This is a genomic window from Streptomyces sp. MI02-7b, from assembly GCF_033793585.1.
In the GTDB taxonomy this organism is placed as follows: Bacteria; Actinomycetota; Actinomycetes; order Streptomycetales; family Streptomycetaceae; genus Actinacidiphila.
Window position 1 is genome coordinate 380,695 of the sequence record NZ_JARAWX010000004.1, and the last position, 26,471, is coordinate 407,165.

The 26,471-nt window shown below is 72.2% G+C and carries 21 protein-coding genes; 6 read left to right on the plus strand and 15 right to left on the minus strand.

All coding sequences use genetic code 11. The features are described from left to right. Positions 1-179: 179 nt before the first annotated feature. Positions 180-2,309 carry a DNA topoisomerase IV subunit B gene (locus PV364_RS08610; protein WP_319659144.1) on the minus strand — a complete coding sequence of 710 codons (2,130 nt, stop codon included), beginning with the start codon at positions 2,307-2,309 and terminating at the stop codon, positions 180-182. A 426-nt stretch (positions 2,310-2,735) separates the two neighbouring features. On the opposite strand from PV364_RS08610, the gene PV364_RS08615 reads away from it, so the two are divergent. Then, a complete protein-coding gene (locus tag PV364_RS08615; protein WP_319659145.1) occupies positions 2,736-2,966 on the plus strand; it encodes a hypothetical protein in 231 nt (76 codons plus the stop codon). Between the two features lie 180 nt (positions 2,967-3,146). Here PV364_RS08615 and PV364_RS08620 read toward each other — a convergent pair whose 3' ends face one another. The 6 genes from PV364_RS08620 to PV364_RS08645 all read right to left on the minus strand — a co-directional run bounded on the left by PV364_RS08620 (position 3,147) and on the right by PV364_RS08645 (position 11,779). Then, on the minus strand, positions 3,147-3,917 hold the full coding sequence (locus tag PV364_RS08620; protein WP_319659251.1) for a serine protease: 771 nt from the start codon (positions 3,915-3,917) through the stop codon (positions 3,147-3,149). Positions 3,918-4,381: 464 nt separating this feature from the next. Further along, a complete protein-coding gene (locus PV364_RS08625) occupies positions 4,382-5,950 on the minus strand; it encodes an RNA polymerase sigma factor (protein WP_319659146.1) in 1,569 nt (522 codons plus the stop codon). Between the two features lie 316 nt (positions 5,951-6,266). After that, positions 6,267-7,184: a FadR/GntR family transcriptional regulator gene (locus PV364_RS08630; RefSeq protein ID WP_319659147.1), complete on the minus strand. Its 918-nt coding sequence runs from the start codon at positions 7,182-7,184 to the stop codon at positions 6,267-6,269. Positions 7,185-7,276: 92 nt separating this feature from the next. Beyond that, positions 7,277-8,905, minus strand: a complete 1,629-nt coding sequence (locus tag PV364_RS08635; protein ID WP_319659148.1) for an ABC transporter ATP-binding protein — start codon at positions 8,903-8,905, stop codon at positions 7,277-7,279. A 32-nt stretch (positions 8,906-8,937) separates the two neighbouring features. Next, positions 8,938-9,654, minus strand: a complete 717-nt coding sequence (locus PV364_RS08640) for an NUDIX hydrolase (protein ID WP_401974947.1) — start codon at positions 9,652-9,654, stop codon at positions 8,938-8,940. A 142-nt stretch (positions 9,655-9,796) separates the two neighbouring features. Beyond that, on the minus strand, positions 9,797-11,779 hold the full coding sequence (locus PV364_RS08645) for a glycogen debranching N-terminal domain-containing protein (protein ID WP_319659150.1): 1,983 nt from the start codon (positions 11,777-11,779) through the stop codon (positions 9,797-9,799). A gap of 128 nt (positions 11,780-11,907) precedes the next feature. On the opposite strand from PV364_RS08645, the gene PV364_RS08650 reads away from it, so the two are divergent. Next, the gene (locus PV364_RS08650) at positions 11,908-13,218 is read left to right on the plus strand and encodes an alpha/beta fold hydrolase (protein ID WP_319659151.1); all 1,311 of its coding nucleotides are present in this window, start codon (positions 11,908-11,910) and stop codon (positions 13,216-13,218) included. Here PV364_RS08650 and PV364_RS08655 read toward each other — a convergent pair. Then, entirely contained in the window at positions 13,130-14,371 is a 1,242-nt protein-coding gene (locus PV364_RS08655; RefSeq protein ID WP_319659152.1) for a DUF4192 domain-containing protein, read from the minus strand. The two genes, PV364_RS08650 and PV364_RS08655, sit on opposite strands and share 89 nt — an antisense overlap. 154 nt (positions 14,372-14,525) lie before the next feature. On the opposite strand from PV364_RS08655, the gene PV364_RS08660 reads away from it, so the two are divergent. Together PV364_RS08660 and PV364_RS08665 are read left to right on the plus strand one after the other, a co-directional pair. Then, the gene (locus PV364_RS08660) at positions 14,526-16,685 is read left to right on the plus strand and encodes a RecQ family ATP-dependent DNA helicase (protein ID WP_319659153.1); all 2,160 of its coding nucleotides are present in this window, start codon (positions 14,526-14,528) and stop codon (positions 16,683-16,685) included. Between the two features lie 202 nt (positions 16,686-16,887). Continuing rightward, positions 16,888-17,481, plus strand: a complete 594-nt coding sequence (locus PV364_RS08665; protein WP_319659154.1) for a hypothetical protein — start codon at positions 16,888-16,890, stop codon at positions 17,479-17,481. Here the strand turns inward: PV364_RS08665 and PV364_RS08670 are convergent, their stop codons facing one another. The 3 genes from PV364_RS08670 to PV364_RS08680 all read right to left on the minus strand — a co-directional run bounded on the left by PV364_RS08670 (position 17,482) and on the right by PV364_RS08680 (position 19,605). Next, complete coding sequence (locus PV364_RS08670; protein ID WP_319659155.1) at positions 17,482-18,138, minus strand: hypothetical protein; 657 nt, start codon at positions 18,136-18,138, stop codon at positions 17,482-17,484. 59 nt (positions 18,139-18,197) lie between these two features. Continuing rightward, entirely contained in the window at positions 18,198-18,893 is a 696-nt protein-coding gene (locus PV364_RS08675) for a ribonuclease HII (RefSeq protein ID WP_319659156.1), read from the minus strand. Between the two features lie 94 nt (positions 18,894-18,987). Next, positions 18,988-19,605 carry a TetR/AcrR family transcriptional regulator gene (locus tag PV364_RS08680; protein ID WP_319659157.1) on the minus strand — a complete coding sequence of 206 codons (618 nt, stop codon included), beginning with the start codon at positions 19,603-19,605 and terminating at the stop codon, positions 18,988-18,990. A gap of 112 nt (positions 19,606-19,717) precedes the next feature. Here PV364_RS08680 and PV364_RS08685 point away from each other — a divergent pair, with 112 nt between their 5' ends. Then, positions 19,718-21,265: an MFS transporter gene (locus PV364_RS08685; protein WP_319659158.1), complete on the plus strand. Its 1,548-nt coding sequence runs from the start codon at positions 19,718-19,720 to the stop codon at positions 21,263-21,265. 56 nt (positions 21,266-21,321) lie between these two features. On the opposite strand, the gene PV364_RS08690 is transcribed toward PV364_RS08685, so the two are convergent. The 3 genes from PV364_RS08690 to PV364_RS08700 form a co-directional block, all read right to left on the minus strand. Next, the gene (locus PV364_RS08690; RefSeq protein WP_319659159.1) at positions 21,322-22,962 is read right to left on the minus strand and encodes a DUF4173 domain-containing protein; all 1,641 of its coding nucleotides are present in this window, start codon (positions 22,960-22,962) and stop codon (positions 21,322-21,324) included. A gap of 191 nt (positions 22,963-23,153) precedes the next feature. Then, on the minus strand, positions 23,154-24,056 hold the full coding sequence (locus PV364_RS08695; protein WP_319659160.1) for an ADP-ribosylglycohydrolase family protein: 903 nt from the start codon (positions 24,054-24,056) through the stop codon (positions 23,154-23,156). A 56-nt stretch (positions 24,057-24,112) separates the two neighbouring features. Then, positions 24,113-24,781 carry a histidine phosphatase family protein gene (locus PV364_RS08700; protein WP_319659162.1) on the minus strand — a complete coding sequence of 223 codons (669 nt, stop codon included), beginning with the start codon at positions 24,779-24,781 and terminating at the stop codon, positions 24,113-24,115. 232 nt (positions 24,782-25,013) lie between these two features. On the opposite strand from PV364_RS08700, the gene PV364_RS08705 reads away from it, so the two are divergent. Next, positions 25,014-25,799 carry a VOC family protein gene (locus PV364_RS08705; protein WP_319659163.1) on the plus strand — a complete coding sequence of 262 codons (786 nt, stop codon included), beginning with the start codon at positions 25,014-25,016 and terminating at the stop codon, positions 25,797-25,799. A 61-nt stretch (positions 25,800-25,860) separates the two neighbouring features. Here PV364_RS08705 and PV364_RS08710 read toward each other — a convergent pair whose 3' ends face one another. Then, a complete protein-coding gene (locus PV364_RS08710) occupies positions 25,861-26,469 on the minus strand; it encodes a YdbC family protein (protein ID WP_319659164.1) in 609 nt (202 codons plus the stop codon). Positions 26,470-26,471: the final 2 nt, after the last annotated feature.

The following is a 26,471-nucleotide window of genomic DNA, read 5'->3' on the forward strand; positions in this document are numbered from 1 at the left end:
CCAAGCAGAAACCTTCACCCCATCAGGTGACGATCCTCCGCCCCGGGAGGTGGGCGGCGGCCCTTTCGCCTAAAGGACCTGGCGGGGCGGTCCGGGCCGGAGTCGCGCGGCGGGGCGGTACCGCCGGCGCCCGGCGTCCGGATCGGACCGCCGAAGCGGCCCGATCCGTTCGCCGCGGGTCAGACGTCGATCTTGGATCGGTCCAAGGTCGACGCCGAATTGGTGATGAACTCGCGGCGCGGTGCCACGTCGTTGCCCATCAGCAGGTCGAACGCCAGCTCGGCGCCGTCCAGGTCGCTGATGTTGATCCGGCGCAGCGTCCGGTGCCGCGGGTCCATCGTCGTCTCCGCCAGCTGGTCGGCGTCCATCTCGCCCAGACCCTTGTACCGCTGGATGCTGTCCTTGAAGCGGATGCCCTTGCGCTCGAACTCCAGCAGCGTCTCGCGCAGTTCGCGGTCGGAGTACGTGTACACGTACTTCTCCTGGCCCTTGCGGGGGTTGGTGAGCTCCACGCGGTGCAGCGGCGGGACCGCGGCGAAGACCCGGCCCGCCTCGACCATGGGCCGCATGTAGCGCTGGAAGAGCGTGAGCAGCAGGCACCGGATGTGGCTGCCGTCTACATCGGCGTCGGTCATCATGATGATCTTGCCGTAGCGCGCCTGGTCGATGTCGAAGGTGCGGCCGGAGCCGGCTCCTATGACCTGGATGATCGCGCCGCACTCGGTGTTCTTGAGCATGTCCGAGACCGAGGACTTCTGGACGTTGAGGATCTTGCCGCGGATCGGCAGCAGCGCCTGGAACTCGGAGTTGCGCGCGAGCTTCGCGGTGCCGAGCGCCGAGTCTCCCTCGACGATGAACAGTTCGCTGCGGTCCACGTCGTCACTGCGGCAGTCGGCGAGCTTCGCCGGCAGCGACGAGGACTCCAGCGCGGTCTTGCGGCGCTGCGCCTCCTTGTGCTGCCGGGCGGCGATCCGGGTGCGGGCCGCGGCGACGGCCTTCTCCAGCACGGCGCGGGCCTGCTGCTTGTCGTCCCGCTTGGTGGAGGTCAGGAAGGCCTTCAGCTCACGGGAGACGACATTGGCGACGATGCGGTTGGCCGCCGAGGTGCCGAGCACCTCCTTGGTCTGGCCCTCGAACTGCGGCTCGGCGAGCCGGACCGTCACGACCGCGGTCATGCCCTCCAGGGCGTCGTCCTTGACGATGTCGTCCTCGGCGACGCGCAGCAGCTTGTTGGCGCGCAGCACCTCGTTGACCGTCCGGGTGATGGCCCCCTCGAAACCGCGGACGTGCGTGCCGCCCTTGGGCGTCGCGATGATGTTCACGAAGGAGCGCAGCGTGGTGTCGTACCCGGTGCCCCAGCGCAGCGCCACGTCGACGCCGAGCTCGCGGGTGACCTCGGTGGGGCTCATGTGGCCGCGGTCGTCCAGGACCGGGACGGTCTCCTTGAAGGTGCCGCTGCCGGACAGCCGCAGCACGTCGCAGATCGGCTTGTCCGGGGTGAGGTACTCGGCGAACTCGCTGATGCCGCCGTCGAAGTGGAAGGTGTCCTCGACCGGCTTGCCGTCCTCGTTGCCGTTGTCCCTGCGCTCGTCGCGGACGACGATCGTCAGGCCGGGCACCAGGAACGCGGTCTGGCGGGCGCGCTGGTGGAGCGTGTCCAGGGAGAGCTTGGCGTCCTTCAGGAAGATCTGGCGGTCCGCCCAGTAGCGCACGCGGGTGCCCGTCCGGGTCCGCGGCACCTTCTTGGACTTGTCGAGCCCGCTCTCCGGCTCGAAGTTCGCCTCCGGGCCGGGCTTGGCGAACCGGCCGGGCACCCCGCGCCGGAAGCTGATGGCGTGGGTGTGGCCGCCGCGGTCGACCTCGACGTCGAGCCGGGCGGACAGGGCGTTGACGACCGAGGCGCCCACGCCGTGCAGACCGCCGGAGGCCGCGTACGACCCGCCACCGAACTTGCCGCCCGCGTGCAGCTTGGTCATGACGACCTCGACGCCGGACAGGCCGGTCTTGGGCTCGATGTCGACGGGGATGCCGCGGCCGTTGTCGCGCACCTCCACCGAGTTGTCCTCGTGGAGGATGACGTCGATGTGGTCGCAGTGGCCGCCCAGGGCCTCGTCGACGGAGTTGTCGATGATCTCCCAGAGACAGTGCATCAGGCCGCGGCTGTCGGTGGAACCGATGTACATGCCCGGGCGTTTGCGCACCGCCTCCAGGCCCTCGAGTACCAACAGATGCCGCGCGGTGTAGTTGGAGCCGTCACGATCTGCACCGGTCAGCAACGCGGTGGACGGCACGGATGTTTCGGCGGTCACGCGGGACGTCTCCTCGATGAAGTTCTACAGCCGTATCGGTCAGAGGGTACCGAGGCCACGCGCGGCCGTTTCGCCGCGACCCGGTATGCGGTCCATGCTAGCCCGCTATCGAAGACATGTTCGATCCCTCGTTTGAGTGATACACATGTCACGTTCCCCTGGAGGCATGAACCATTTAGGCTGCGGGCACGTCCTCATCAACAACCGGCAAGCCAGCCGGCGGGACATAACTGAAGAATCTGACCAGTTCCGCCTGATTGCCCCGAATACGACAAATAACCACACCAGAGGATCATTCGCCGCCAATCGGTAGCATCCAGCCGCTACAACAACGGTTTCCAGGAAAAAGGCACGAGCGGGAACAGTTTCGGCCTGGTTGGATGTTGACCCTGGTACGACAGCTCGTCGAGCTAGAGAAGAGGCGACGTGACTACAGTTCTGACCCCCGCGAGCCCGCTGACGGCGGCGGATCGCTGCGACCGTTGCGGCGCCCAGGCCTACCTGCGCGTCGTTCTGATCAGCGGCGGTGAGCTGCTCTTCTGCGCGCACCATGGGCGTAAGTTCGAGCCCGAACTGAAGAAGATCGCTGTGGAAATACAGGACGAGACCGGCCGCCTCACGGCCACGCCGACCGTCGCGGTCGATGACGAACGCTGACGCGTAGCACTGCGACGAGCTTTCAGCGACGGGCGGCCCCCCGCGTGGAGGGCCGCCCGTCGGCTTGTCCGCTTGCTCGTCCTCTCGTTCCTCCTCGCGGCACGGCGCCCCTGGCGCCGTCCGCACCGCGCATCCCGTGACGCCTGGACGCGCCACGGCACGCGACGATCCATCATCCGGTCACGAGTGCTGCCCGACCAGCCCGGAGACCGACGAGACCCTGGTGTAGACCCCCGGGCGGCCCGCCTCGGCGCAGCCGGAGCCCCATGACACCAGGCCGATCAGCCGCTGCCCCGCCACGAGCGGGCCGCCGCTGTCCCCCTGGCAGGAGTCCCGCCCGCCGGTGAGTTCACCCGCGCACACCATGGAACCGGACAGGTACTTGCCGTCGATGCTCCCCGGATAGGCCTTCTGGCACACCGAGTCGGGGAGCACCTCCACCGGGGCCGCCCGCAGGGTGCTCGAGTAGGTGCCGAGCCCCGTCGTGTCACCCCACCCCAAGACCTTCGCCGGGGTGCCGGAGCGGTAGACGGCACTGTCGCCGGGCTTCGCCATCGGAATCGCGGCCGACGCCGGAAGCCGCTGGGCGAGGGTGACGACGGCCACGTCCCCGTTGTTGGTCGCCGGATCGTAGGCCGGGTTCACCCAGACCTTGCGGACCGGCACCTCCCGGCCCCCCGCGCCGCTCAGGTCCGTGCGCCCGCCGATGACCCGCAGGTCGGGCACCTGCCTCCAGTCCCCGCCGAGTGCGGCGGGGGTGAAGCAGTGTGCCGCGCTCACCACGGTGGCCGGACCCACGAGGGCGCCGGCGCAGAACTGCCCGGAACGCGTCGTCCCGTACCGGGAGCGACTGGAGATGGCCACGGCCCAGGGGTACTGCTGGGTCGACACGGGCGCACCGCCTATGACAGCGCCGGTGGCCCCCTGCCCCGGCGACTTCGGGCTCGCCACCTCGCGGGACCCTTCCGGTGCCGCGGGCGCCGCCGCCCGGCCGAGCTGTGCGGAGGACTCCGCGCCCCGGGCTATGGACTCCCGTCCCGGCTCGGCGGCCGAGGCCCCTTGCGTCTGCGCCGCGTACGAGGCCCCCTCCCCGTCCTGCGACGCGGCCTCGGGCACGGCGGCGCCCCCCGCATCCTGGGCCACGGGTTCCACACCCGGCGAGGCGGGCTCAAAAGTGGCGGCGTACGCGGTGTACGCGGGGGCCACCAGCGGCATCGCGAGCGCTGATACCAGCGTCAGTCCGCCGATCATCGAGCGGATCGAGGAACGCATGCACTCTCCTCACCCTCCGGAACAACAAGTGCACTCAGCGTTACCTGAGTGATCCACCCCCGCATCCGGAGGGGGCTCCGGAAAACGTCGACGGGCCCGCGGCCGCAAGAAGCGGTCGCGGGCCCGTCAGGGAGCCGGTCCGATCAGTCCAGGTAGTCGCGGAGCACCTGGGAACGGGACGGGTGGCGCAGCTTGGACATCGTCTTCGACTCGATCTGGCGGATGCGCTCACGGGTGACCCCGTACACCTTGCCGATCTCGTCGAGCGTCTTCGGCTGGCCGTCGGTCAGGCCGAAGCGCATCGAGACCACGCCGGCCTCGCGCTCACTGAGCGTGTCGAGGACGGAGTGCAGCTGCTCCTGGAGAAGCGTGAAGCTGACCGCGTCGGCCGGGACGACAGCCTCGGAGTCCTCGATGAGGTCACCGAACTCGCTGTCGCCGTCCTCGCCCAGCGGGGTGTGCAGGGAGATCGGCTCGCGGCCGTACTTCTGGACCTCGATGACCTTCTCCGGGGTCATGTCGAGTTCCTTGGCCAGCTCCTCCGGGGTGGGCTCGCGGCCCAGGTCCTGGAGCATCTGGCGCTGGACGCGGGCCAGCTTGTTGATGACCTCGACCATGTGCACCGGAATACGGATGGTGCGGGCCTGGTCGGCCATCGCGCGGGTGATCGCCTGGCGGATCCACCACGTCGCGTACGTGGAGAACTTGAAGCCCTTGGTGTAGTCGAACTTCTCGACCGCACGGATCAGGCCCAGGTTGCCCTCCTGGATCAGGTCCAGGAAGAGCATGCCGCGACCGGTGTAGCGCTTGGCCAGCGAGACCACCAGACGGAGGTTGGCCTCCAGCAGGTGGTTCTTGGCCCAGCGGCCGTCCTCGGCGATGATCTCGAGCTCGCGCTTGAGCTTGGGGGCGAGCTTGTCCGCCTGAGCCAGCTTGTCCTCGGCGAACAGACCGGCCTCGATGCGCTTGGCGAGCTCCACCTCCTGCTCGGCGTTGAGGAGGGGGACCTTGCCGATCTGCTTCAGGTAGTCCTTGACCGGGTCGGCGGTGGCGCCGGCCGCGGCGACCTGCTGCGCGGGCGCGTCGTCCTCGTCGTCGTCGGAGAGCACAAAGCTCTCCGCCTCGGTCTCGGCGGCCGGCACGTCCTCGTCCTTGCCGGGCGTGACCTCCTCGAGGAGCTCCTCGCCCTCGACGAGCTCGTCGTCCTTCTTGGCCTTGGGATCGGCGGCGGTCTTCTTGGCCGTCGTCTTCTTGGCGGCGGTGGTCTTCTTGGCCGCGGTCTTCTTCGCCGCGGCCTTCTTGGCGGGCGCCACGCCCTCGTCGGCCGCGTCCGCCATCGCTTCCGCCTCGACGGCGGACGCGGGTGCCGCGGCGGCCTTGGCCGCCACGGTCTTCTTCACCGGCGCGGCCTTGGTCTCGACGGTCTTGGTGGCAGTACGCTTCGCCGGGCTCTTGGCTGCGACGCTCTTACGGGTGCGCTTGGGCGCCTCAGCGGCACTCACCATCAGCGTCACACCCTCCTCGTCGAGGACCTGGTTGAGGCTGCGCAGAACGTTCTTCCACTGGGTTGCCGGGATCTGGTCCGCTTCGAAGGCTCGGCGCACGTCGTCGCCGGCGATCTGACCCTGAGCCTTACCCCGCTCGATGAGCGCCATCAGAGACTCGGACTCGGCGATCTCCGGCGGGAGCGTACGGGATGTGCTGGCCGACACGAACAACCTCTCGGAACGATGGAAAACGACTAGGGTGGAACCGCTCAGCAACTCAGCGTCATGTTCGTCGCGGATATTCCTCGCGCGGCCGCCACCTCTTACCTCATCGCGCTGCTCGCCAGAGCGTTACGCCCGGCCCCACGTGGTCCGAGTCACACCCCGAAACGACACCAATCCGTCGATAGCGGGACACTCGCCGTGAACCGGCCGCCGCATTCCGTCCACCCGTCCGATGCGGCGGACGGCTCCGCCGCCGGGCCCGGAGGGTGTGGGCCGGCGGCGGAAGTCGGTGCCGTCTCCGGCTCGCTCCGGGCGATCAGTGCTCGCGCGGTGCGGGGACGACATGGTCGGGGGTCGCGGCGGCGGGACCCGGCTCGGTGTGCACGGCCAGCAGCTGGCGCATGACGGCCTCCGCCTCGGCACCGTCGGAAGCGGCCAGCGCCTCGACCACCCGCGCGTGGAGGGCGACGGAGTGATCGCCGGGGCGCTCGCAGCCGGTGACGGGGCCGCCGGAGACCTGGAGAGCGGCGGAGACGATGCCGGACAGGTGCTCCAGCATGCGGTTGCCCGCGACCTGCAGGAGCAGGGCGTGGAACTCGGCGTCGGCGCGGGAGAAGGTCAGCCCGTCGCCCTGACCGACGGCGTGGGCCATGATCTCGGTCATGTCCACCAGCCGCTGCTGGATGTCCTCCCGGCCGTGACCGGCGGCCAGGCGGGCCGCCAGCGGTTCGATCGTCCAGCGCAGCTCGAACAGCTCACGGCGCTGGTCGTCCCGCTGGGGACCGAAGGCCCGCCACTCGATGATGTCGGGGTCGAGCAGGTTCCAGTCGCTGACGGGGCGGACCCGGGTGCCGACGTTGGGCCGGGCGCTGACCAGACCCTTGGCCTCCAGCACACGCAGCGATTCACGGACGACGGTGCGGGAGACCTCGAAACGCTGGCCGATCTCCTCGGGGACGAGCGGACGGTCGGCGCCCAGATCGCCGGAGACGATCATCTGGCCGAGTTGCTGGACGAGTTGGCCGTGGAGCCCGCGGCCACGGCTGCCGCCCGCCCGGCGGCCCACCCGGCCCATGTCGGTGTCGCCCTCCCAGGAGGGCGCACCGCCCGGCCGGTCCAGCGAGGAACCGGCGGAGACGTCGGCGTACGGATAGCGGTCGAGCTCGCCACCGCCGACGAGGCTGGGGTCGACGGAGCGGGCGGCGGTCATCATGGTGTGCGCAAGGGTACTCACGCATCATTTGTCGGCGATGACGCCCGGCGCCTTGAGGGCTTTGCTGAAAAGCACACGAAAGGGTGAGCACTCATCACCTGATAATTGACGCTTTATCGGAAGGAAATGGGGTTTCTCCGGCGCAAGACCGTTGCCACATAGGCACACAACAGAGCGAAGAGCGACAAGACGAAGGAATACCGGACGGGTTGGGTCGCCAGCCGTACCGCGTCGATCGCCGGCGCGGTCGCCGCCCGGCGCACCACCGGTGCCACCAGCAGGGGCACCGCCAACACCCCGGCCAGACCCAGCGCGGTGGTCCGGAACACCCCGGCCGCCAGCACACCGGCCCAGCAGCACACGAGCGCCAGCACCCCCCACGTCACCGCGATACGGGCCAGGACCAGGAGCCGCGGCAGTCCGTGACCACCGAGGAAGTGCGCCTCCAGCACTCCCGCCGCAGCCGCGCAGCCGGCGATCACCAGCGCCGCGCCGCCGTTCACGACGAGCTTGGCCAGCAGCAGGCGCAGTTGGCGCGGCACCGGCGCGTTGGCGGGCGCCAGCGCCGGGTACCGGAACTCCTGGCCGTAGGAGAGGGCTCCGAGGAGCCCGCCCCCGAGGGCGGCCGGGGGAAGCGGCAGGGAGTGCGCCCAGCCGGTCAGCAGGCGCAGGGAGACGGCATGGTGCCCGGTGCGCAGCAGCACGAGGGTGGAGAGGGCCGAGGCGAGAACGCCGGCGAGGGCGATCAGCCACGGGCCGCGGATGCCCGCGAGGCGGCGCAGTTCGTAGCGGACCGGACGGGCCGGCCCGGCAGGCGGACGGGCCTCGCGCACCGGCGCCAGGGAGACGGCGCCGGGGGCGCGGTCGCCGTGCGGCGACTCCGGGACTCCGGTGTCGCCCACCTCGTCCGCGAGGCGGTGCAGCAGGATGCCGTGCCGGAAGGCGGTCTCGCCGATCCGGGCGGTGGTCGTGCCGTAGACGCAGATACGGCTGCCGCTCTCGTGGGTGATCTCGGTCTCGTCGTCGGCGAGCAGCAGCGCCAGGCGTTCGGCCTGCGGCGACTGCACGGCGACATAGGGGCGCAGCCGTCCGCGGCCGAACTCCTGGGCGGACTGGTCGGCGACGAGCCGTCCCGCGTCGAGCGTGACGATGCGGTCCGCGAGGCGTCCGGCAGTGCGAGGATCGCTCACGGTCACGACGACCGTGCCGCCGCGCGCCGCATAGGTCTTGAGCAGTCCGTACAGCCAGGCGGTGTCGCGGGGCGACAGGTCCTGCGCGGGGTCGTCGAGCAGGAGGGCGGGAGGGTCGCCGAGCAGGGCGGCCGCGACACCGAGGCGCCGGTCCATGCCGAGCGAGAACTCGCCGAGACGGCGGTCGGCCGCGTCGCGCAGGCCCACGATCTCCAGGACCTGATCGGCGCGTTCGGCCGGTGCGCCGGCAGCGGCGGCCAGCATCCGCAGGTGGCCGCGGGCGGTGCGGGAGGGGTGTCCGGGGACGTCGCCGAGGAGCACGCCGACGATGTTCGCCGGGTGGGCGTGACGGTGCAGGGGCCGGCCGCCGAAGAGGGTGATGCCGCGGCCGGGTTCGAGTTCGAGCATCAGCCGCAGGGCGGTCGACTTGCCCGCACCGCTGTCGCCGAGCAGGGCGGTGATCTCCCCGGGGCGGGCGTCAAAGGTGAGGTCGTCCACGGCGGGTGCTTCGTCGCCGCGGGACGCGCTGGTCAGTCCGATGGCCTGGATCACCCTTGCACGATAACGTGCGAAAGGTCCGAAATTTACACCTCTGGGCGCAACATGGGCGGATTGAGGATGGTTGCGCCACCCGCGCGGAACAACTGTGCGGGACGACCGCCCTGACGGGTCGTCGTACCGCCGGTGGGGACGAGGAATCCCACCGTGCCCGTCACCTTGCGGTGGAAGTTGCGTGGATCGAGCGCGACGCCCCACACGACCTCGTAGACCCGGCGCAGTTCGCCGACGGTGAACTCCGGCGGGCAGAAGGCGGTGGCCAGGGCGGAGTACTCGAGCTTGGACCGCGCGCGTTCGACGCCGTCGCCGAGGATCCGCGCGTGGTCGAACGCGAGGGCGCCGTCCTCGCCGTTGCGCAGCAACTCCCCGACGGGGGCCCAGCGGGCACTGCGCGCGTCGCCTCCGGCGCGGGGGGCGGGAAGGTCGGGGGCGAGCACCAGGTGGGCGACGCTCACCACGCGCATGCGCGGGTCGCGCTGGGGATCGCCGTACGTGGCCAGCTGTTCCAGATGCACCCCCTTGCCGGCCCGGAGCCCGGTCTCCTCCTCCAGTTCACGGGCGGCGGCCTCGGCCAGGTCCTCGTCGCCGCGTACAAAACCGCCGGGCAGCGCCCATCGGCCCTGGTAGGGGGGCTCGCCACGACGGACCGCGAGGGCGCTCAGGGCATTGCTGCGCACCGTGAGCACGACGAGGTCGACGGTGACGGCGAACGGCGGGAAAGCTGACGGGTCGTAGGGCGACATGTCCGCGATCATAGTCGTCTGCCTGACGATAAGCAGCAGGTTGGAGGGATGACGGGGCCCGCTCTCGGCCCGTTGTTCGACGTGCTGGTGAGGCGGGGCCGCGGGGGCGGGGCGCCTTCGTGAAGCAGGGGTGCCCTCCGGCTCAGGAACCGAGCTGCAGTCCCGCCGCGGCCTCCTCGACGACAGCCGTTCCGAGCCGGCCCACGCGCACCGCGAACGGCTCGCCCGCGACCGCCAGCCCCGTCAGCCGCAGCTCGCCGAGGGGCGCACAGCCCAGGGGGCGGACGACCACGATGCGCTCGGGGACGTCCGGGCGGATACCGGCGAGAGTGATCAGGAGCTGTACCGCTCCGGCGGCCGCCACCGCAGCGGGGCGGGACGCGGTCGGGTGCGGGGCGGGTACGCGATCGGGGGCTCGCTGCTCGCCCGCGTACATCTCGGGGAGCCGGTGGCCGAAGACGGCGGCCGCGTCGAGCACGCCGCGCAGCAGTGCGGCAGCCTCCCTCTCGTAGCCGTGGGCGGCGAGCCCGGCGACCGCGACGGCGGTGTCGTGGACGCGCACGGCCCCTCCCCGGTGCCCGAAGGGGTTGTGGCCGGGCGCCGCGGCCGAGAGCGTGCGCAGCCCCCACCCCGAGTCGAGCTCAGGCGCCGCCAGCAGGCGGGCGAGCTGCTCGGTCTGCACCTTGTCCAGGAGTCCGGGGGCGACCCCGCCGCCGGCGGCCAGCCCGGTGTCCAGCAGGTGCGCCGCCGCCGATCCGAGGTGCGGCACCGGTCTTCCGTCCGGGGTCAGCGCGGCGGCCGGGCGGCCGCCCGCACGGTCGTCCAGCCAGAAGTCGTCACGGAAGCGGCGGCGCAGCGCCTCCGCCCGCTCGCGCCACTCCTCGGCCCCGGGACGTCCGTACGCGTCCAGCAGATCCGCGCCGTGCAGCATGGCGCGGTGGGCGTGCGCCTGCACGTCGCAGCGCACGGGCCCGCCGGGCACGGGGTCGGGCATGTACCCGGCGGGGGTCAGGGACGACCTCAGCCACCGCAGGGAGCGCTCCGCCGCGGGCAGGAGCTGCTCGGCATCCCGGTCGTAGATCCCCCAGCGGCGTGCCTCGGCGAGCACGGTGACGAAAAGCAGCCCGGCCTCCACGCCCGAGCACGTGGGCGGCAGGTGCGGGCCGGCGTGCCGCAGCGGTCCGGGCACCCGGCCGGTCTCCGGGTCCTGCCGGCGGGCCAGGGTGCGCAGGGTCCCGGCCGCCAGCCGTGTGCCGAGCGGCAGCAGCATGCGCGCCGCCCAGGCCGCGTCGGCCGGGGCCAGACCGAGCCGCCAGGGAGCCCCCGCCGCCACGTGGGCGTCCAGCGGATGCCCTGGTTCCCGCAGCAACAGCCCGCGCAGGTCGTCGAGGGCGGTGCGGAGCAGCGACGCCGCCCCGCCGTCCTCGCAGTCGATCCGCGCCGCGGACCACGGCGCGGTGGTCGGTCCGGACGCCGGGCCGGCCGGCTGCGCCCCGGCAGGCTCCAGGACCACCCGCAGCTCGATCGTGCGGGACGCCCCCGGCGGCAGCACGAGGTCCCAGCTCAGCAAGCCGGCCGAGGCCATCGCGTTGTCGGGCCCCGGCACGGCGACGACCCGGACCCGTCCGCCCTCGCCCGCCCACAGCAGTCCCCCGTCGCTGACGCTGGCGGGCAGCTCCGGGCCGGACGTCCCCGCGGCGATCGCCGGTAGCTCGGCGAGATCGCAGGCCAGGGACACCTCGCACGGGATGCGCACCTCGCGCGGCCCGGTGTTGTGCACGGTGATGCGCTCGGTGCCGCCCGCGGAGCGCAGCCGCTCCACGGTCAGGCCCGGATCCGGGGCCGTGTCACCGGGCACCCGCGCCACCGCCGTGAACCGTGCCTCCCCGGCCGACACCGGCAGGCCCTGCACCGGCACCGGGGCCGCCCCCGCCAGCCGGAGTTCGCAGCGGGCGAGCACGCGCCGCCCGGCCTGGTAGAAGCCGTCCAGGCCGTCACCGCGCAGCTGCCCGTCCCGCCCCGAGACCGCGAGCGACGGGGCCGCGACGCAGATCACCGCGTCGTGCACCGCCTGCGGCCCCCGGTCGGCGCGGGAGGACGACCGATTGGCCTGATGCGGGCCCATGCCATCTCCTCGTCGGCTCGGGCGGGCGGTGCCGCCACTACCCCGGTGAACGCCCGTGTGGGCACTCGGGTCACGCGCCGTCTACCGTTCCTGATCGGGAAACCGTTCGTATCAGCGGAAAGAGAGCCATGGCCGTCTACCGCCAGCCAGGGACCGTCATCACCGACCGCACCTTCCAGGTACCGCTCGACCACGCGGATCCACGTGGTGAGCAGATCGAGGTGTACGCCCGCGAGGTCGTGGCGGTCGGCAAGGAACGGGAGCCATTGCCCTGGTTGTTGTTCCTGCAGGGCGGGCCGGGAGGCAGGTCACCGCGACCGCTGGGCCGCGACGGCTGGCTCACCCGGGCGCTGGACGACTACCGTGTACTGCTCCTCGACCAGCGCGGCACCGGCCGTTCCACCCCCGCGAACCGGCAGACCCTGCCGTTGCGCGGCGATGCCGCCGCCCAGGCCCGGTATCTGGAGCACTTCCGGGCCGACTCGATCGTCCGCGACTGCGAGTTGATCCGCCGCGAACTGCTCGGCCAGAGCGTCCGGTGGAGCCTGCTGGGGCAGAGCTTCGGCGGATTCTGCACGCTGACGTATCTCTCCCTCGCCCCCGAGGGGATTCGCGAGGCGTTCGTGACGGGCGGTCTCGCGGGTCTGCGCAGCAGCGCGGAGGACGTCTACCGGGCCGCCTATCCGCGGGTGGAGCGCAAGGTCGAGGCCCACTACGCGCGCTATCCGGAGGACGTCGAGACGGTCCGCGCCGTGGCGCGGCACCTTCGGGAGCACGAGGTGACGCTGCCGAACGGCGGGCTGCTGACCGCCGAGGCGCTCCAGACCCTCGGCCTGATGCTGGGCACGGGCACCGGCTCGCACACGCTGCACTACCTGCTGGAGGACGCGTTCCTGCCGGGGGCCGCGGGTCCGCAGCTGTCCGACTCCTTCCTGGCCGAGGTGCAGGGTCACCTGTCCTTCGCGGGCAATCCGCTCTACGCGGTGCTGCACGAGTCGATCTACGGCCAGCGGTCCGTGTCGCCGCGGGGCACCGGCTGGGCGGCCGAGTCGGTGCGCGGCGAGTTCCCGCAGTTCGACGTGGACAAGCCGCTGGCGGACGACGCGCCGGTGCTGCTGACCGGGGAGATGATCTACCCCTGGATGTTCTCCACCGACCCGGCGCTCGCCCCGCTCCGCGAGACGGCGGAACTGCTGGCCCGGCGCGAGGACTGGCCCGACCTGTACGACCCGCGCCAACTGGCGGCGAACGAGGTGCCGGTGGCCGCGGCGGTGTACCACGACGACATGTACGTCGACGCGGCCGACTCCCTGGCCACCGCCCGGTCGGTGCGCGGCCTGCGGACGTGGGTCACCGACGAGTACGAGCACGACGGGCTCCGGGTGAGCGGCGGCCGGGTCCTCGACCGGCTGATCCGGCTGGCCCGCGGCGAGCTGTGAGGATGGCGGCGCGGCGGGCCTGCCCGCCGCGCCGCCGGCGCAGGTAGCGGCGCAGCGGCTCGGGGGAGATCCCGTTGTTGACAGCGGCGTACAGCAGCCGGGCGAAGGTGTAGTCGGGGGCGAGGTGCAGCGCGCGACCGAAGGCCACGCGCGCGGTGGCCTCGTCCCCCGCCGACCAGGCGACCCAGCCGGCCAGTGTCAGAGGTGCCGCGGCGTGCTCGTGGTAGGGCTCGACGCAGCGGCGGGCGAGCGCCCGCCACAGGCGCAGGGCTGCGTCGGTGTGCGGCGGGTCCATCCATTCCGCGGCCCGGTCACGGGTGTCACGGTCCTGCAGCCCGAGGATCATCGCGGCGGCCTCGTCGTCAGCGAGCAGGGCGTCGTCATGACGGTCGCCGATCGGGCCGTCGTCCTCGGGGGAGGCCGCCTTGAACCGGTCCAGGGCCTGCTCGATCAGTCGCAGCGTGGTCCGCCGCACCTCGTCGGAGTCGTCGCGTTCGAGCATGCGCGGCACGAGTCCGGCGGCCGCCGTGTCCAGTGCCTCCTCCCGCGCGATGCCCGCCGTCGACCCCGCCGGGGGCGGGGCGAGGCGGTCCTCCAGCGCCTTGCGGGAGCCGCGTACCCGGATACCCGCGTAGGCGGCCGCGGCCGCCATCACCGAGTCACCGGTGGGTGGGACCGGCACGCCCTCGGGAGGCCCGCACTCGGTGTCCGGGCAGGAGTAGGACCACCAGCGGCCGGCGGAGACGCACAGCGCCTCCACCACGGGCACGTCGAGGCTGCCGCAGGCCACCCGCAGGCCCTGTGCCAGCGGCCGGAGGCGCTCCATGACCTGCCCGGGGGTCTCCCCGGGGGCGGGGTCCTGGACGAGGAAGAGCACGATGGCGTCCGGGCGGCCGCCGCGCTGTGTACTGCCGGTGATGAGGCAGTCGGCCAACTGCGCCGCCGCGTCCGGCCATTCACCGGGGTTGCGAGGGATGCCCAGCCGGGCGCGGCCGCCGAAGCGGCCGCGTTCGCCGTGCAGGGCCATCATCAGAATGCTGTCGTCCGGGTGGAAGCCGCACAGGTAGGGGAGCGCGGCGGCGAGCTCGGCCGGGCTGCGCAGGGTGACCTTCGGGTCGTCCGAGGGACGCGGAGATGCGGTGTGCTGAGTCATGATCCGAAGGTGGCGCACAGCATGGATCTCCGCCAGACCCCTCCAAAACCTGTGGATAAACCGTCCATATCATCACAAGAACGCCGGACGAGTTATCCACAGGTGCGGCGAGGGCGGTTGGCACAGTGTCGGTGTCATCGGGTTGCATGGGGGCATGACCACCGCACTGCGCACCACCGCCGACACGATCCTCAGCCGGCTCGTCGGGGACCCGACGGGCACCGCCCGCCTGCGCGAGGACCAGTGGCGCGCGGTCGAGGCGCTGGTGGCCCAGGGCCGCCGGGCCCTGGTCGTCCAGCGCACGGGCTGGGGCAAGTCCGCCGTCTACTTCGTGGCCACGGCGCTGCTCCGGGAACGCGGCAGCGGTCCGACCGTGATCGTCTCCCCGCTGCTCGCCCTCATGCGCAACCAGATCGACGCCGCCGACCGCGCCGGCATCAGGGCCCGGACGATCAACTCGGCCAACCCCGAGGAGTGGGACACCGTCCAGGCAGAAGTCGCCGCCGGGGAGGTCGACGTCCTGCTGGTCAGCCCGGAACGGCTCAACAACCCCGACTTCCGCGATCAGGTACTGCCCAAACTCGCCGCCACCACCGGCCTGCTCGTGGTCGACGAGGCGCACTGCATCTCCGACTGGGGCCACGACTTCCGGCCCGACTACCGCCGGTTGCGCACCATGCTCGCCGACCTGCCGCCGGGCGTCCCCGTCCTCGCCACCACGGCCACGGCCAACGCCCGCGTGACGGCGGATGTCGCGGAACAACTGGGCACCGGCGACCACGAGGGCGCGCTGATCCTGCGCGGGCCGCTGGACCGCGAGAGCCTCTCGCTCGGCGTCCTGCCGCTGCCGGACGCCGCACACCGGCTCGCCTGGCTCGCCGACCACCTCGGCGAGCTGCCGGGCTCCGGCATCATCTACACGCTCACCGTGGCGGCCGCCGAGGAGGTCGCGGCCTTCCTGCGGCAGCGGGGACACGAAGTGGCCGCGTACACCGGCCGCACGGAGGACGCCGACCGGCGGGTCGCCGAGGCCGCGCTGCTGCGCAACGAGGTCAAGGCCCTGGTCGCGACCTCCGCCCTCGGCATGGGATTCGACAAGCCCGACCTGGGCTTCGTGCTCCACCTGGGCTCGCCCTCCTCCCCCATCGCCTACTACCAGCAGGTCGGCCGCGCCGGCCGAGGAGTCGATCACGCCGAGGTCCTGCTGCTCCCCGGTCCGGAGGACGAGGCGATCTGGCGCTACTTCGCCTCGCTCGCCTTCCCGCGCGAGGAGCAGGTCCGCCAGACCCTCGCGCTGCTGGCGGAGGCGGGGGCGCCGATGTCCGTGCCGGCCCTGGAGGCCCGCGTCGACCTGCGCCGCACCCGGCTGGAGACCATGCTCAAGGTCCTCGACGTGGACGGTGCCGTCCGCCGGGTGCGCGGCGGCTGGACGTCCACGGGGCAGCCCTGGGCGTACGACACCGAGCGTTACGCCTGGGTCGACCGGCAGCGCAAGGACGAGCAGCAGGCCATGCGCGAGTACGCCACGACCACCGCCTGCCGCATGGAGTACCTGCGGCGGCAACTCGACGACGAGGACGCCGCCCCCTGCGGCCGCTGCGACAACTGCGCGGCGCCGCGCTACTCCGCCGAGGTGTCCCGGGAGGCACTGGAGTCCGCGCGGGCGGCGCTCGGGCGCCCCGGCGTCGAGGTGGAACCGCGCCGGATGTGGCCCACGGGCCTCCCGGCGGTGGGCATCGACCTCAAGGGCCGGATCCCGGCCGGCGAACAGGCCGGGCCCGGCCGCGCCCTCGGACGGCTTTCCGACATCGGCTGGGGCAACCGGCTGCGGCCGCTGTTCGCCGTGAACGCTCCGGACGCGCCCGTCGCGGACGACGTGGTCAACGCCGTGGTCACGGTGCTGGCGGACTGGGCCCGAGGACCGGGCGGCTGGGCCAGTGGGGCACCCGACGCACCGCACCGCCCGGTCGGTGTGGTGACCGTCGCCTCCCACACCAGGCCGCGGCTGATCGCCTCGCTCGGGCAGCGCATCGCCGACGCCGGGCGCATGCCGCTGCTCGGGGAGCTGGTCCACACAGGTGACGTCGAGCCCTCGCGTGTGCCGCGCAGCAACAGCGCGCAGCGTCTGCGCGCGCTGCACGGGGCCTTCGCCGTTCCGCCCGCTCTCGCCGACGCGATCGCGGCAACGCCCGGACCGGTCCTGCTCGTCGACGATTTCACCGAAACGGGCTGGACCCTGGCCGTCGCCGCACGACTGCTGCGCAGGTCAGGAGTTGCAGCAGTGTTTCCGCTGGTCCTGGCCCTGCAAGGCTGATCCGCGGTCAGATGGTGGACAGCACCCGGGGATCTATGCGGCGGACGATCCGATAACAGACACAACGACTAATTGACCGTTGCCGCTCGCGTGTACGGCAGCGAGAATTGGGAGCGTTCCCCGTTCGGCTCCTCGAGCCCCCCGATCGGCATGCGCCCGCGCACCCGGTCTCGGACGCATACCCGAAGGGAGGATCGCGGCCATGGGCTTCGCTCCGGAAACCTCCTCCGGCACGTCCTCCCGCCCCGCCCGCCGTGCGCGCGCCCTGGAACCGGCGGAGTGGACAGCCTCCGGCTTCCCGCTGCTGATCAGCCCACGCGACGTGGTCAAGGACCTGCACGCGCGGCACCTTCCCGCGCCGGGCACGGCGGTGCTCGCGGTCCTGTCACCCGACGGACGGCTGACGGCCAGCGCCTCGTTCGCACAGCGCGAGGGCGTCGTCGACGGCTGGGAACGGCGCAACGCGATCCTGTCCCACCTGCGCCGGATCACCCCGGACGACCTGCGCCGGCGTACGCCCGTGCGCACCGCCGTCCTCCTGGTGTGCCGCGAGGGCGGCGCGGAGTGGACCGAGGCGGACGGGGCGTGGGCGTGGGGCCTGCGGGACGCGTGCTCGTTGCACGGCCTGCGCCCCGGCTCCTACATCACTTTGACCGAGGACGGCTGGCGCGTGTACGGCGAGGCCCGCGTGGGACGTAACCCCAACGCCTCATCCTGGTCGCGCGAACAGCACGGCGCAGCGGCCCTGCGCCCCGGAGAGGAGGCACCGGCCCTGCGCCGCGCGGCAGCGCGCTGATCAGGCGTTCGCGCCGAGCAGCCCGTTGATCCGCTGGGGGTCGCCGCACACGATCAGCAGCGCACCGGCCCGTCGCACGGCCGAGGGCAGCAGCGCGGCCACGACCTCGTCCGAGCCACCGTTGACCGCGACGACCACGACCGGACGGCCCTGGGCACGCTCGGCGTCGTGGGCCGCGTAGAAGACGTCGTCGCCGGCGTCGTACTGCGCCCAGTAGGACGCCTCGCCGAAACTCAGCTCGTGGGCGGCCCAGGGGTGCTGCTCACCGGTGGTGAGCACCAGGACCTCGCCGGGCGCCCGACCGCTGTCGAGCAGCAGGTCGACCGCCTCGTCGGCCGCGTCGAGCGCACCCTCCACCGGAGCGGGGATGAGCTGGATCTGCGTCGCCGCCGCACCGGCGGAGCCGGCCTGTGCGACCTCGGCTTCCCGGGGCGGCCGCGGCTGTGACGGAACGGCCGGACCGCGAGCCGGGCCGGGACGGCCGGGCCGGGCGTTGACCGTGGTGCCTCCGCGCGGTGGCGCGGGGCGCGGGGACCCGGGACGGGGGCCGGGGGCCGGTACAGGACGGGGGGTCGACGCGGACCGGCCGGCGGCCGGGGCTACGCGAGAACCCGGGACACTCTCGTGAATCTGAGGCTCCTCGGGGATGAGAGGCATGTGCAGATGTCTATCAAATGCACCGGAACAGCGCAGCGGCGGGTAGGTCACAACTCGGCTCAGAAATCGAAGCCGAGCTGCTCGCCTGTCTCCCCCGCCACCACGGTCTCCCGGACTTTCTTCAGGTGTTGCCAACGCGGCAGCGTATCGAGGTATGCCCAGGACAGCCGGTGGTGGGGGGTGGGCCCCAGCTCCGCCAGCGCAGCCCGGTGCACCGGCGAAGGGTACCCGGCGTTGTCCTCGAAACCGAACGGAGCATAGTCCACGCCCAGTTCGGCCATCATGGCGTCCCGCCGCACCTTGGCGATCACCGAGGCCGCGGAGACGGCGATGCAGGACTGGTCACCCTTGATGACCGTCCGTACCCGCCACGGGCCGCCGAGGTAGTCGTGCTTGCCGTCGAGGATGACCGCGTCGGGCCGTACGGGCAGGGCCTCCAGGGCACGCGTCGCCGCGAGCCGCTGGGCGGCCGTCATCCCGAGGTCGTCGATCTCCTCGGGCGACGCGTGGCCGAGCGCGTAGCAATGGACCCAACCGACCAGCAAGGCGGCGAGTTCGCCCCGGCGCTTGACGGTGAGCAGTTTGGAATCGGTGAGCCCTTCCGGCGCCCGCCGCAGTCCGGTGACGGCCGCGCAGACGGTGACCGGTCCGGCCCAGGCCCCCCGGCCGACCTCGTCGACGCCCGCGACGATCTTGGCGCCGAGTGTCGCGCGCAAGGAGCGCTCGACGCTGTGGGTGGGAGGTTCACGGACCATGGCAACGCCCACCCTACGCTCCCGCGCCGGGCCGCCGGAGGCGGGGTCCCGCAGGACATCGCCTCCTCCGGGCACGTTCCTCGGGGCACGTCCCTCAGGGCCGCAGCAGGGGCAGCATCACCTGGTCGACGACCTCCACCAGGTCGCGTTCGGAGATCTCCCGTCCGCCCATCTTCGACCGGTACATCATCAGGGCGGGCACGACGTCGGCGACGATGTCCCCGGTGGCGTCCGGCCGCACCTCCCCGCGTTCGACCCCGCGCCGTACGACGTCCATGATGCGGTGCTTGGTGGGTTCGACCACCCCCTCGACGACCAGTCGCACGAAGCAGTGCGCCGTCTCATGGTCGGACTCGTCGATCACCGCGCGCAGGGCCAGTCCGCTCTGCGAGTACATCGCCTCGCGCATCCTCAGCACCAGGAAGAGGAGGTCCTCGCGGAGGCTGCCGAGGTCCGGCACATCGGGGACGGCGGGGAGCGCGGCCTGCAGCGCGTCGGTGGCCAGCGCCTGCTTGGACGGCCAGCGCCGGTAGACGGCCGCCTTGCCGGTCTGGGCGGCGGACGCGACGCCCTCCATGGTCAGTCCCCGCCAGCCGACGGTGCCCAGTTGCTCCAAGGCGGCCTTGAGGATGGCGCGTTCCAGCACCGGCCCGCGGCGACGCGGCGCGACCTGCTTGGACGGCTCCGTTGCCGCCTCGTGCGACATGACCATGGCACCTTCTCGGCTCTTCGCTTCTAGTGAACGCTTGCGTTCACTAACAACACCACTCTAGTGTCGTCCATAGTGAACGCAGCCGTTCACTAGTCACCGTCTGGGGGATCTCGTGACGACTGAGCAACTCACCTCACCACACAAGCCCGGCGCCGCGCGACGCGACGGCAGGCCGGGGATCGCACTCGCCGTGATCGCGGCCTGCCAGCTCATGGTCGTGCTGGACGCCACGATTGTGAACATCGCGCTCCCGCACATCCAGACCGCGCTCTCCTTCTCCACGACCGACCTGTCCTGGGTGCTCAACGCCTACACCCTCACCTTCGGCGGCCTTCTGCTGCTCGGCGGGCGGGCCGGCGACATCCTGGGCCGCCGCAGGGTCTTCGTCTTCGGCATCCTGCTGTTCTCACTCGCCTCCCTTCTCGGGGGCTTCGCGCAGGAGCCGTGGCAGCTGCTCGCGGCGCGCTCCCTGCAGGGCGTCGGCGGCGCGATCGCCTCGCCGACCTCGCTCGCCCTCATCACCACCAACTTTCCCGAAGGACCCGAACGCAACCGCGCGTTCGGCGTCTTCGCCGCGGTCTCCGCGGGCGGCGGCGCGGTGGGCCTGCTGGCGGGCGGCATGCTCACGGACTGGCTCGACTGGCGCTGGGTGTTCTTCGTCAACGTGCCGATCGGCCTGCTGATCGCCTTCCTGGCGCCGCGCTACATCAGCGAGTCGAAGCGCCATCCCGGCCGCTTCGACATCGCCGGCGCGGTGACGTCGACCGCCGGTATGGCCTCCCTGGTCTACGGCTTCATCCGGGCCGCCGCCCAGGGCTGGCGGGACGGGCTCACGATCGGCGCGTTCTGCGCCGCGGTGGTACTGCTGAGCTCGTTCGTCCTCATCGAGCGTCGCGCGAAGGAACCCATCACTCCCCTGCGGATGTTCGCGGACCGCAACCGCTCCGGCACGTACGTGATGATGCTGAGCCTCGCCGCGGGGATGTTCGGGATGTTCTTCTTCATCGTCATCTTCGTACAGACCGTGCTCGGCTACAGCGCCATCGCCGCCGGTTTCGCCTTCCTCCCGGTCACCGTGGCGATCGTGACGGGAGCGGGTCTCTCCACCCGCTTCCTGCCGGTGCTCGGGCCGAAGCCCTTCCTTGTCGCGGGCTCGACGCTCGCCGGCACCGGAATGGCCTGGCTGACCTTCATCGACCCCGGCAGCAGTTACGTGGGCGGGGTGCTGGGCCCCATGGTGCTCTTCGGCTTCGGCATGGGCCTCAACTTCGTGACACTGACACTGACCGCCGTCTCCGGGGTCGCGCAGCACGAGGCGGGCGCGGCCTCCGGGCTGCTCAACGCCATGCAGCAGGTGGGCGGTTCGCTGGGCCTGTCGATCCTGGTGACCGTCTTCGGCACCGCGAGCCGCGACAAGGCGGCCGAGATGCTGCCGCGGTTCCTCGCCCAGGCGACCCCGGCGCAGAAGGCGGAGCTGGCACGGACGCACGAGCTGCCGGCGCCCTGGTCGCACGAAGTCCTGGCGCACGGCATCTCCACCGCCCTGTACGCCGCCGTCGCGCTGGTCCTGCTGGCCCTGACCACCGCGCTGTTCGTCATCCGGGTGCGCAGGAGCGACCTGGAGGCGCTGAGCGGCACGGCGGGCACGCCTGCCGCCTGACGGCACACCGCCGCCCGGCCCGAGGGGAGGCCGGGGCGGCGGAATGCCGCGCGATGTCAGCGCAATTCGATGCGGTACTGCGCGAGTCGTGCCCGCGAACAGGCGTCGTACGCGTCCGCCGGACGCGCGGCCAGCACGGAACGGGCCCGGCTCTCACCGAGGCTCGTGGCGAACCACGGGTCGCCGCCGCCCCGCAGGTCGTGCGCCATCAGCTCCAGCGCGCACGAGCGCTGCGGCTCCGGCAGCCGGTCCAGCGCCGGGACGGCGTCGGCGGACAGGTCCTGCAGGTAGGCCAGGTCGATCCGGCCGGTGTTCTCGTACCGGGTGACCTGCTGGTCGGCGATCAGGGCGTCCGGGCCCGCGAGGCCGAAGGCCAGGAAGCCGACAGCCGCGCTCGCCACCACCGCTCGCGGCAGCCATCGGGCGCCGAACACCCCGGCCGCCATGATCAGGACGATCAGCAGCCCGAGCCACAGCTCGATGCCGGCCACCGAGATCCGCATCCGCGTCAGTCCGTAGGCGCCCACGTACAGCTCCATGCGGCGCAGTGCGGACGCGACCACGACCAGCGTCAGCACGCAGATGGCGCCGAGGACCGAGCGCACGAGCAGCCGGTCGCGGTCCGTGCCCCGGGGCGCCCACCGCAGGGCGAGGCCGATCACCCCGATGGTCAGGAGGGTCACGATCAGCAGCTGCCAGAAGCCCTGGCGGGCGTACTGCGCGTACGTCAGGCCGGTCTCGGCGAGCACCTTCTGATAGCCGCCGAAGAGCACGGTGAGCTGCACGGCGTTGAAGACGGCGAACAGCACGGCGAGGACGACCAGCGGCAGCGCCCACTCGGCCCGGCCACGGGCGCGGCCCGGCTTGACCTTGACGCGGTCGAAGCGGCGCGGCGCGGCGGCGGTGTACGCGGCGGCCAGCGCGCCCAGCACACCGAGGGCGAACAGCAGGACGCGCACGGGGAAGTCGCCGAGCGTCATGTCGGGGACGAAGTCGCCCAGCAGGTCGGCGAAGGCGGCGTCCGCCCCGGCGAAGAGCGCACCGAAGACCAGCAGCAGGACGACGGCGACCACGACGGCCTTGGCCATCGGAAGCCAGCGCCGCCGATTGCGCGCGGTGCGCTCGCGCAGGCCGCGCAGCGCCCAGCCCAGGCCGGGCACCACGGACGCCCACACACCGAGGCCCCCCAGCAGCACTCCCGGCCAGCGGCGGCCACCGTGCAGGGCGAGCGAACCCACGACGAAGAAGCCGAGGACCGCGAGAAAGGCGGGCCAGCCGGCGTCGCGCAGCGCGGGGACGAGCAGCAGGCCGAGGGCGGTGGCCGCCCACACCAGCGTCCATGGACGCGGGCGGCGGCCGCGCACGACCGCCGCGACCCCGGCGGCGAGCGCGGCGGGCAGCGCGGTCAGCAGGAGGTTGACACCGATGCCGTCGCGCAGCAGCACGGCGGCCAGAAGGCCGGTGAGCAGCGCGATCCAGAGCACCGCCGGGTGGACGGCGGACGGCGCCTTGACGCGGCTGTCGATGATCCACTGCGGAGGGGGCGGCGGTGCCCACGGCTGCGGCTGCACCGAGGCGTGGCTCGGACGGGCCGGATGGGCCGGCGGATGGAGCGGTGGCCGGGCGAAGTGCGGCGGGTTGTGCGGTGTGCCGTGCGGCGGCCGCTGCGGCACGGCGCCCTTCGGTACGTCGGACATGAGGACCCCTCCCCACCGGTCGCATGCCGATGACGCGGCGCGGGACCGGAGCTTGTCAGCGCGCCCCGGGAAGATCGCCGGGGCAGCGTGGCCGACAGGCTATGCGCCGGGGTCCGGGGCGTATACGCGCCGTGGGGCTGGCGGCCCGGTCTGTGACAGGGCCGTGACGAAGGACCGGTTTCCGCCGGGGCTCAGGCGGCGGGCAGCCACTCCGGCAGCGGTTCACAGCGTTCCAGCCACGCCTTCGGCGGCTCGCCGTCCGGCCGGGCGGCGACGATGCCGCCGACGATGGCGCACGTCGTGTCGACGTCACCGCCCGCCCGGGCGGTGGTCCAGAACGCGCGCTCGTAGTCGCCGAGGCCCCGTACCGCGGCCCACAGGGCGAAGGGCACGGTGTCGTGCGCGCTGGTGCGCCGGCCGCAGCCGAGCACGGCCGCGACGGTGGCGACGTCGTCGTAGTCGAGCATGTCCACGGCACGGCGCAGCCCCGCGTGGACGGCGCTGCGCGGCAGGAGTCCGACGACGGACGTGAGCAGCGCCGCCGGATCGGCCGGGGTACCGGGCCCGGCGACCAGGGCGGCGGCGGCCGCCACGGCCATGGCTCCGGCGACCGCCTCGCGGTGCTGGTGGGTGGTGTACGCGGAGAGTTCCGCCTGCTCGGCGGCCTTCTCGGGTTCGCCCGCGAACCACGCGCCGAGCGGTGCGACGCGCATCGCCGCGCCGTTGCCCCAGGAGCCCTGGCCGTTGAACATCTCGGCGGCCAGCGTGCGCCAGTCACCGTTCTCCTGCCGGATCAGCCGCAGCATGCGGTTCACGGCGGGGCCGTAGCCGCGGTCGAAGTCGTGGTGGGCGGCGAAGGACGCGGCCAGCGCGTCCTGGTCCACGAAGCCGTGCGCGCCGAGGACGGCGACGACGGAGCAGGCCATCTCGGTGTCGTCGGTCCACTGCCACACCCCCGCCGGCGGTGTGCCGCTCTTCAGCGCCGGGTAGTGCGCGGGCACGAAGAACTGGGAGCCCAGGGCGTCGCCGAGGGCGAGTCCGCGCAGGCTGGCGAGCGCGCGGGAGCGAGGGAGGTCGGCAGGATCAGCGGTCATGGCGCCCAGAACTCTGACATCCCGTGCCATCGGGGTCAATCGTCCTGTGCGCAATCTCACCCGTGATATCTCGCCAGGTCGGAGTAGGTGGTGGTGCGCCAGCGGGCGAAGGGCCGGTCGAGGCGGTAGCGGCCGTCCCGCTCGGCGATCAGCACCCGGAATTCGCCGTTGTCCGGGTTCGACAGGCACTCGAACTCGTCGACCGTCCAGTGGAACCAGCGCATGCAGAACAGCCGCATGGTCAGCCCGTGCGTCACCAGGAGCACGTTCGGCGGGAACTCCGGCTTGTCGAAGGCCCGGTAGAGCGTCTCCAGGAAGGACCCGACACGGTCGTACACGTCCGCCCCCGACTCGCCCTGGGCGAAGCGGTAGAAGAAGTGGCCGTATGCGTCCCGGGCCTTGCGCTGCCGCTGCACGTCCTCGGCGTCCTGGTAGTTGCCCCAGTCCTGCTCGCGCAGCCGGGGCTCCTCCTTGGCCCGGGTGCGGTGCGGGTCGAGCCCCAGCAGGTGGAAGGTCTGGTGCGTACGGCGGTACGGGGAGACGAACGCCTGGACCCGCTCGTCGCCGAAGAGTTCCCGCAGTTCCGCACCCGCGGCGCGCGCCTGTTCCTCGCCCTTGGTGGTGAGGTTGAGCGCGTGGTCGGGGATCCGCTCGTAGATCGTGTCGTCGGCGTTTCCCTGGGACTCCCCATGACGGATGAGCACAATGCGACGCGGTCGAGCCATGGGCTCACTGTAATTCGTACGTCCCGGCACGGGCGCGGCCGTCCACCCACCGGGCACCCGGCGGGGGCGGCCCCCCATGGCGTGGCACCGGGTCACCGAAGGCATGCGAGACACGACGTCTCGCAGGTGGCGGCCCCGGCCCGGTCGGCGGCCGCCCCCGATTGTCAGTGGTGGGCAGCAGACTGAGCATTGAAGAGGGAGCCCCTTGCGGCACCCCCGGTTGGAGGCCGCAATGAAGACCACCGCGTTCGTTCCGGGCACACCGTGCTGGACCGATCTGAGCAGTCCCGACATCGAGGCCTCACGCGCCTTCTACGGCGGCCTGTTCGGCTGGGAGTCCCAGCCGGGCCCCCCGGAGGCGGGGGGCTACACGTTCTTCACCCTGCGTGACCAGCCCGTGGCCGCCGTCGGCCCGGTGATGGCCGAGGGCGACCGGCCGCGCTGGATCACCTACATGGCCACCGCGGACGCCGAGGACACCGCCAAGGCGGTGCAGGCCGCGGGCGGGGCCGTCTCCGTGCCGCCGATGGCCGTCTTCGACCAGGGCGGCTTCGCGCAGTTCACCGACCCTCACGGTGCGGAGTTCGCGGTCTGGCAGCCGGGGAACTTCAAGGGCGCGGGTCTGCTGAACGAGCCGGGGGCGTTCAGCTGGATCGAGCTCAACACCCGCGATGTGGACGGCGCCCGCGCGTTCTACCGGGACGTCTTCGGATGGACGGGCGAGACGCATCCCTTCGCCGGTGACAGCTCGTACACCGAGCTGGAAGTGGAGGGCGGCGGCGGCCCGTTCGGCGGCATTCTGCTCATGAACGACGCCTGGCCCGCGGAGATACCCCAGCACTGGATGCACTACGTCGCCGTCGCCGACACCGACGCGGCCGCCGCGAGGGCGGCCGAGCTCGGCGGCAGCGTCTCGGTACCGCCCTTCGACCTGCCGCACGTGGGACGTATCGCGGTCCTGGACGATCCGCACGGCGCCTACTTCTCCGTGATCACCCGGCCCGCCAAGGAGGACTGACTCCGGCGCGGCGCACGGCGCGACAGCCGGCCCGCACCGGGGCGCACACGCCGGCCAGGTCTCAGACCGACCAGGACTGCTCCAGGTCGACGACGTCCCCCGCGACCGCCAGCACGTCCGCCTCGAGGTCGGCGCGCTGCGAGAGCCGGGCGACCGAGCCGTCCCGGTACTTGCCGCGCTCGGCGGCCGAGTCCCACATCGACAGCACCAGGAAATCGGACTCGGGGCCCTGCGCGAACACGCCCCGCAGCATGCCCGGCGAGCCGGCCATCGCCGGGTTCCAGACCTTCTGCTGCATGAGGACGAAGTGATCGGCCCGGTCCGGCCGCACCTTGAGGTGGGCCAGCCTGAGCAGGTCGCTGTCCGCAAAGCGGGGGCGGAAGCCGACCTTGACGTCCAGCCGGTGCTCGAAGAGCTTCACCCCGAGGCTCTCGTACGTCTCCGCCTGGGGCGCTGCGAAGCGGTCATGGGGACCGGACATGAAGGCGTCGTAGTACTCGCGGTCCTCCCAGAAGGCGAACAGGTGCGCGACACCCGGCTGGCTGCGGCTCCAGCCCCCGCCCTGCCCCCGGAAACCCGGTTCGCCGGGGAGTCCGTTGGCCCATTTCCGCTGCCCGCGCTCGAATGCCGCCCGATCGAGAACGCCGCAGCGAATCCACTTCACCAGCACCG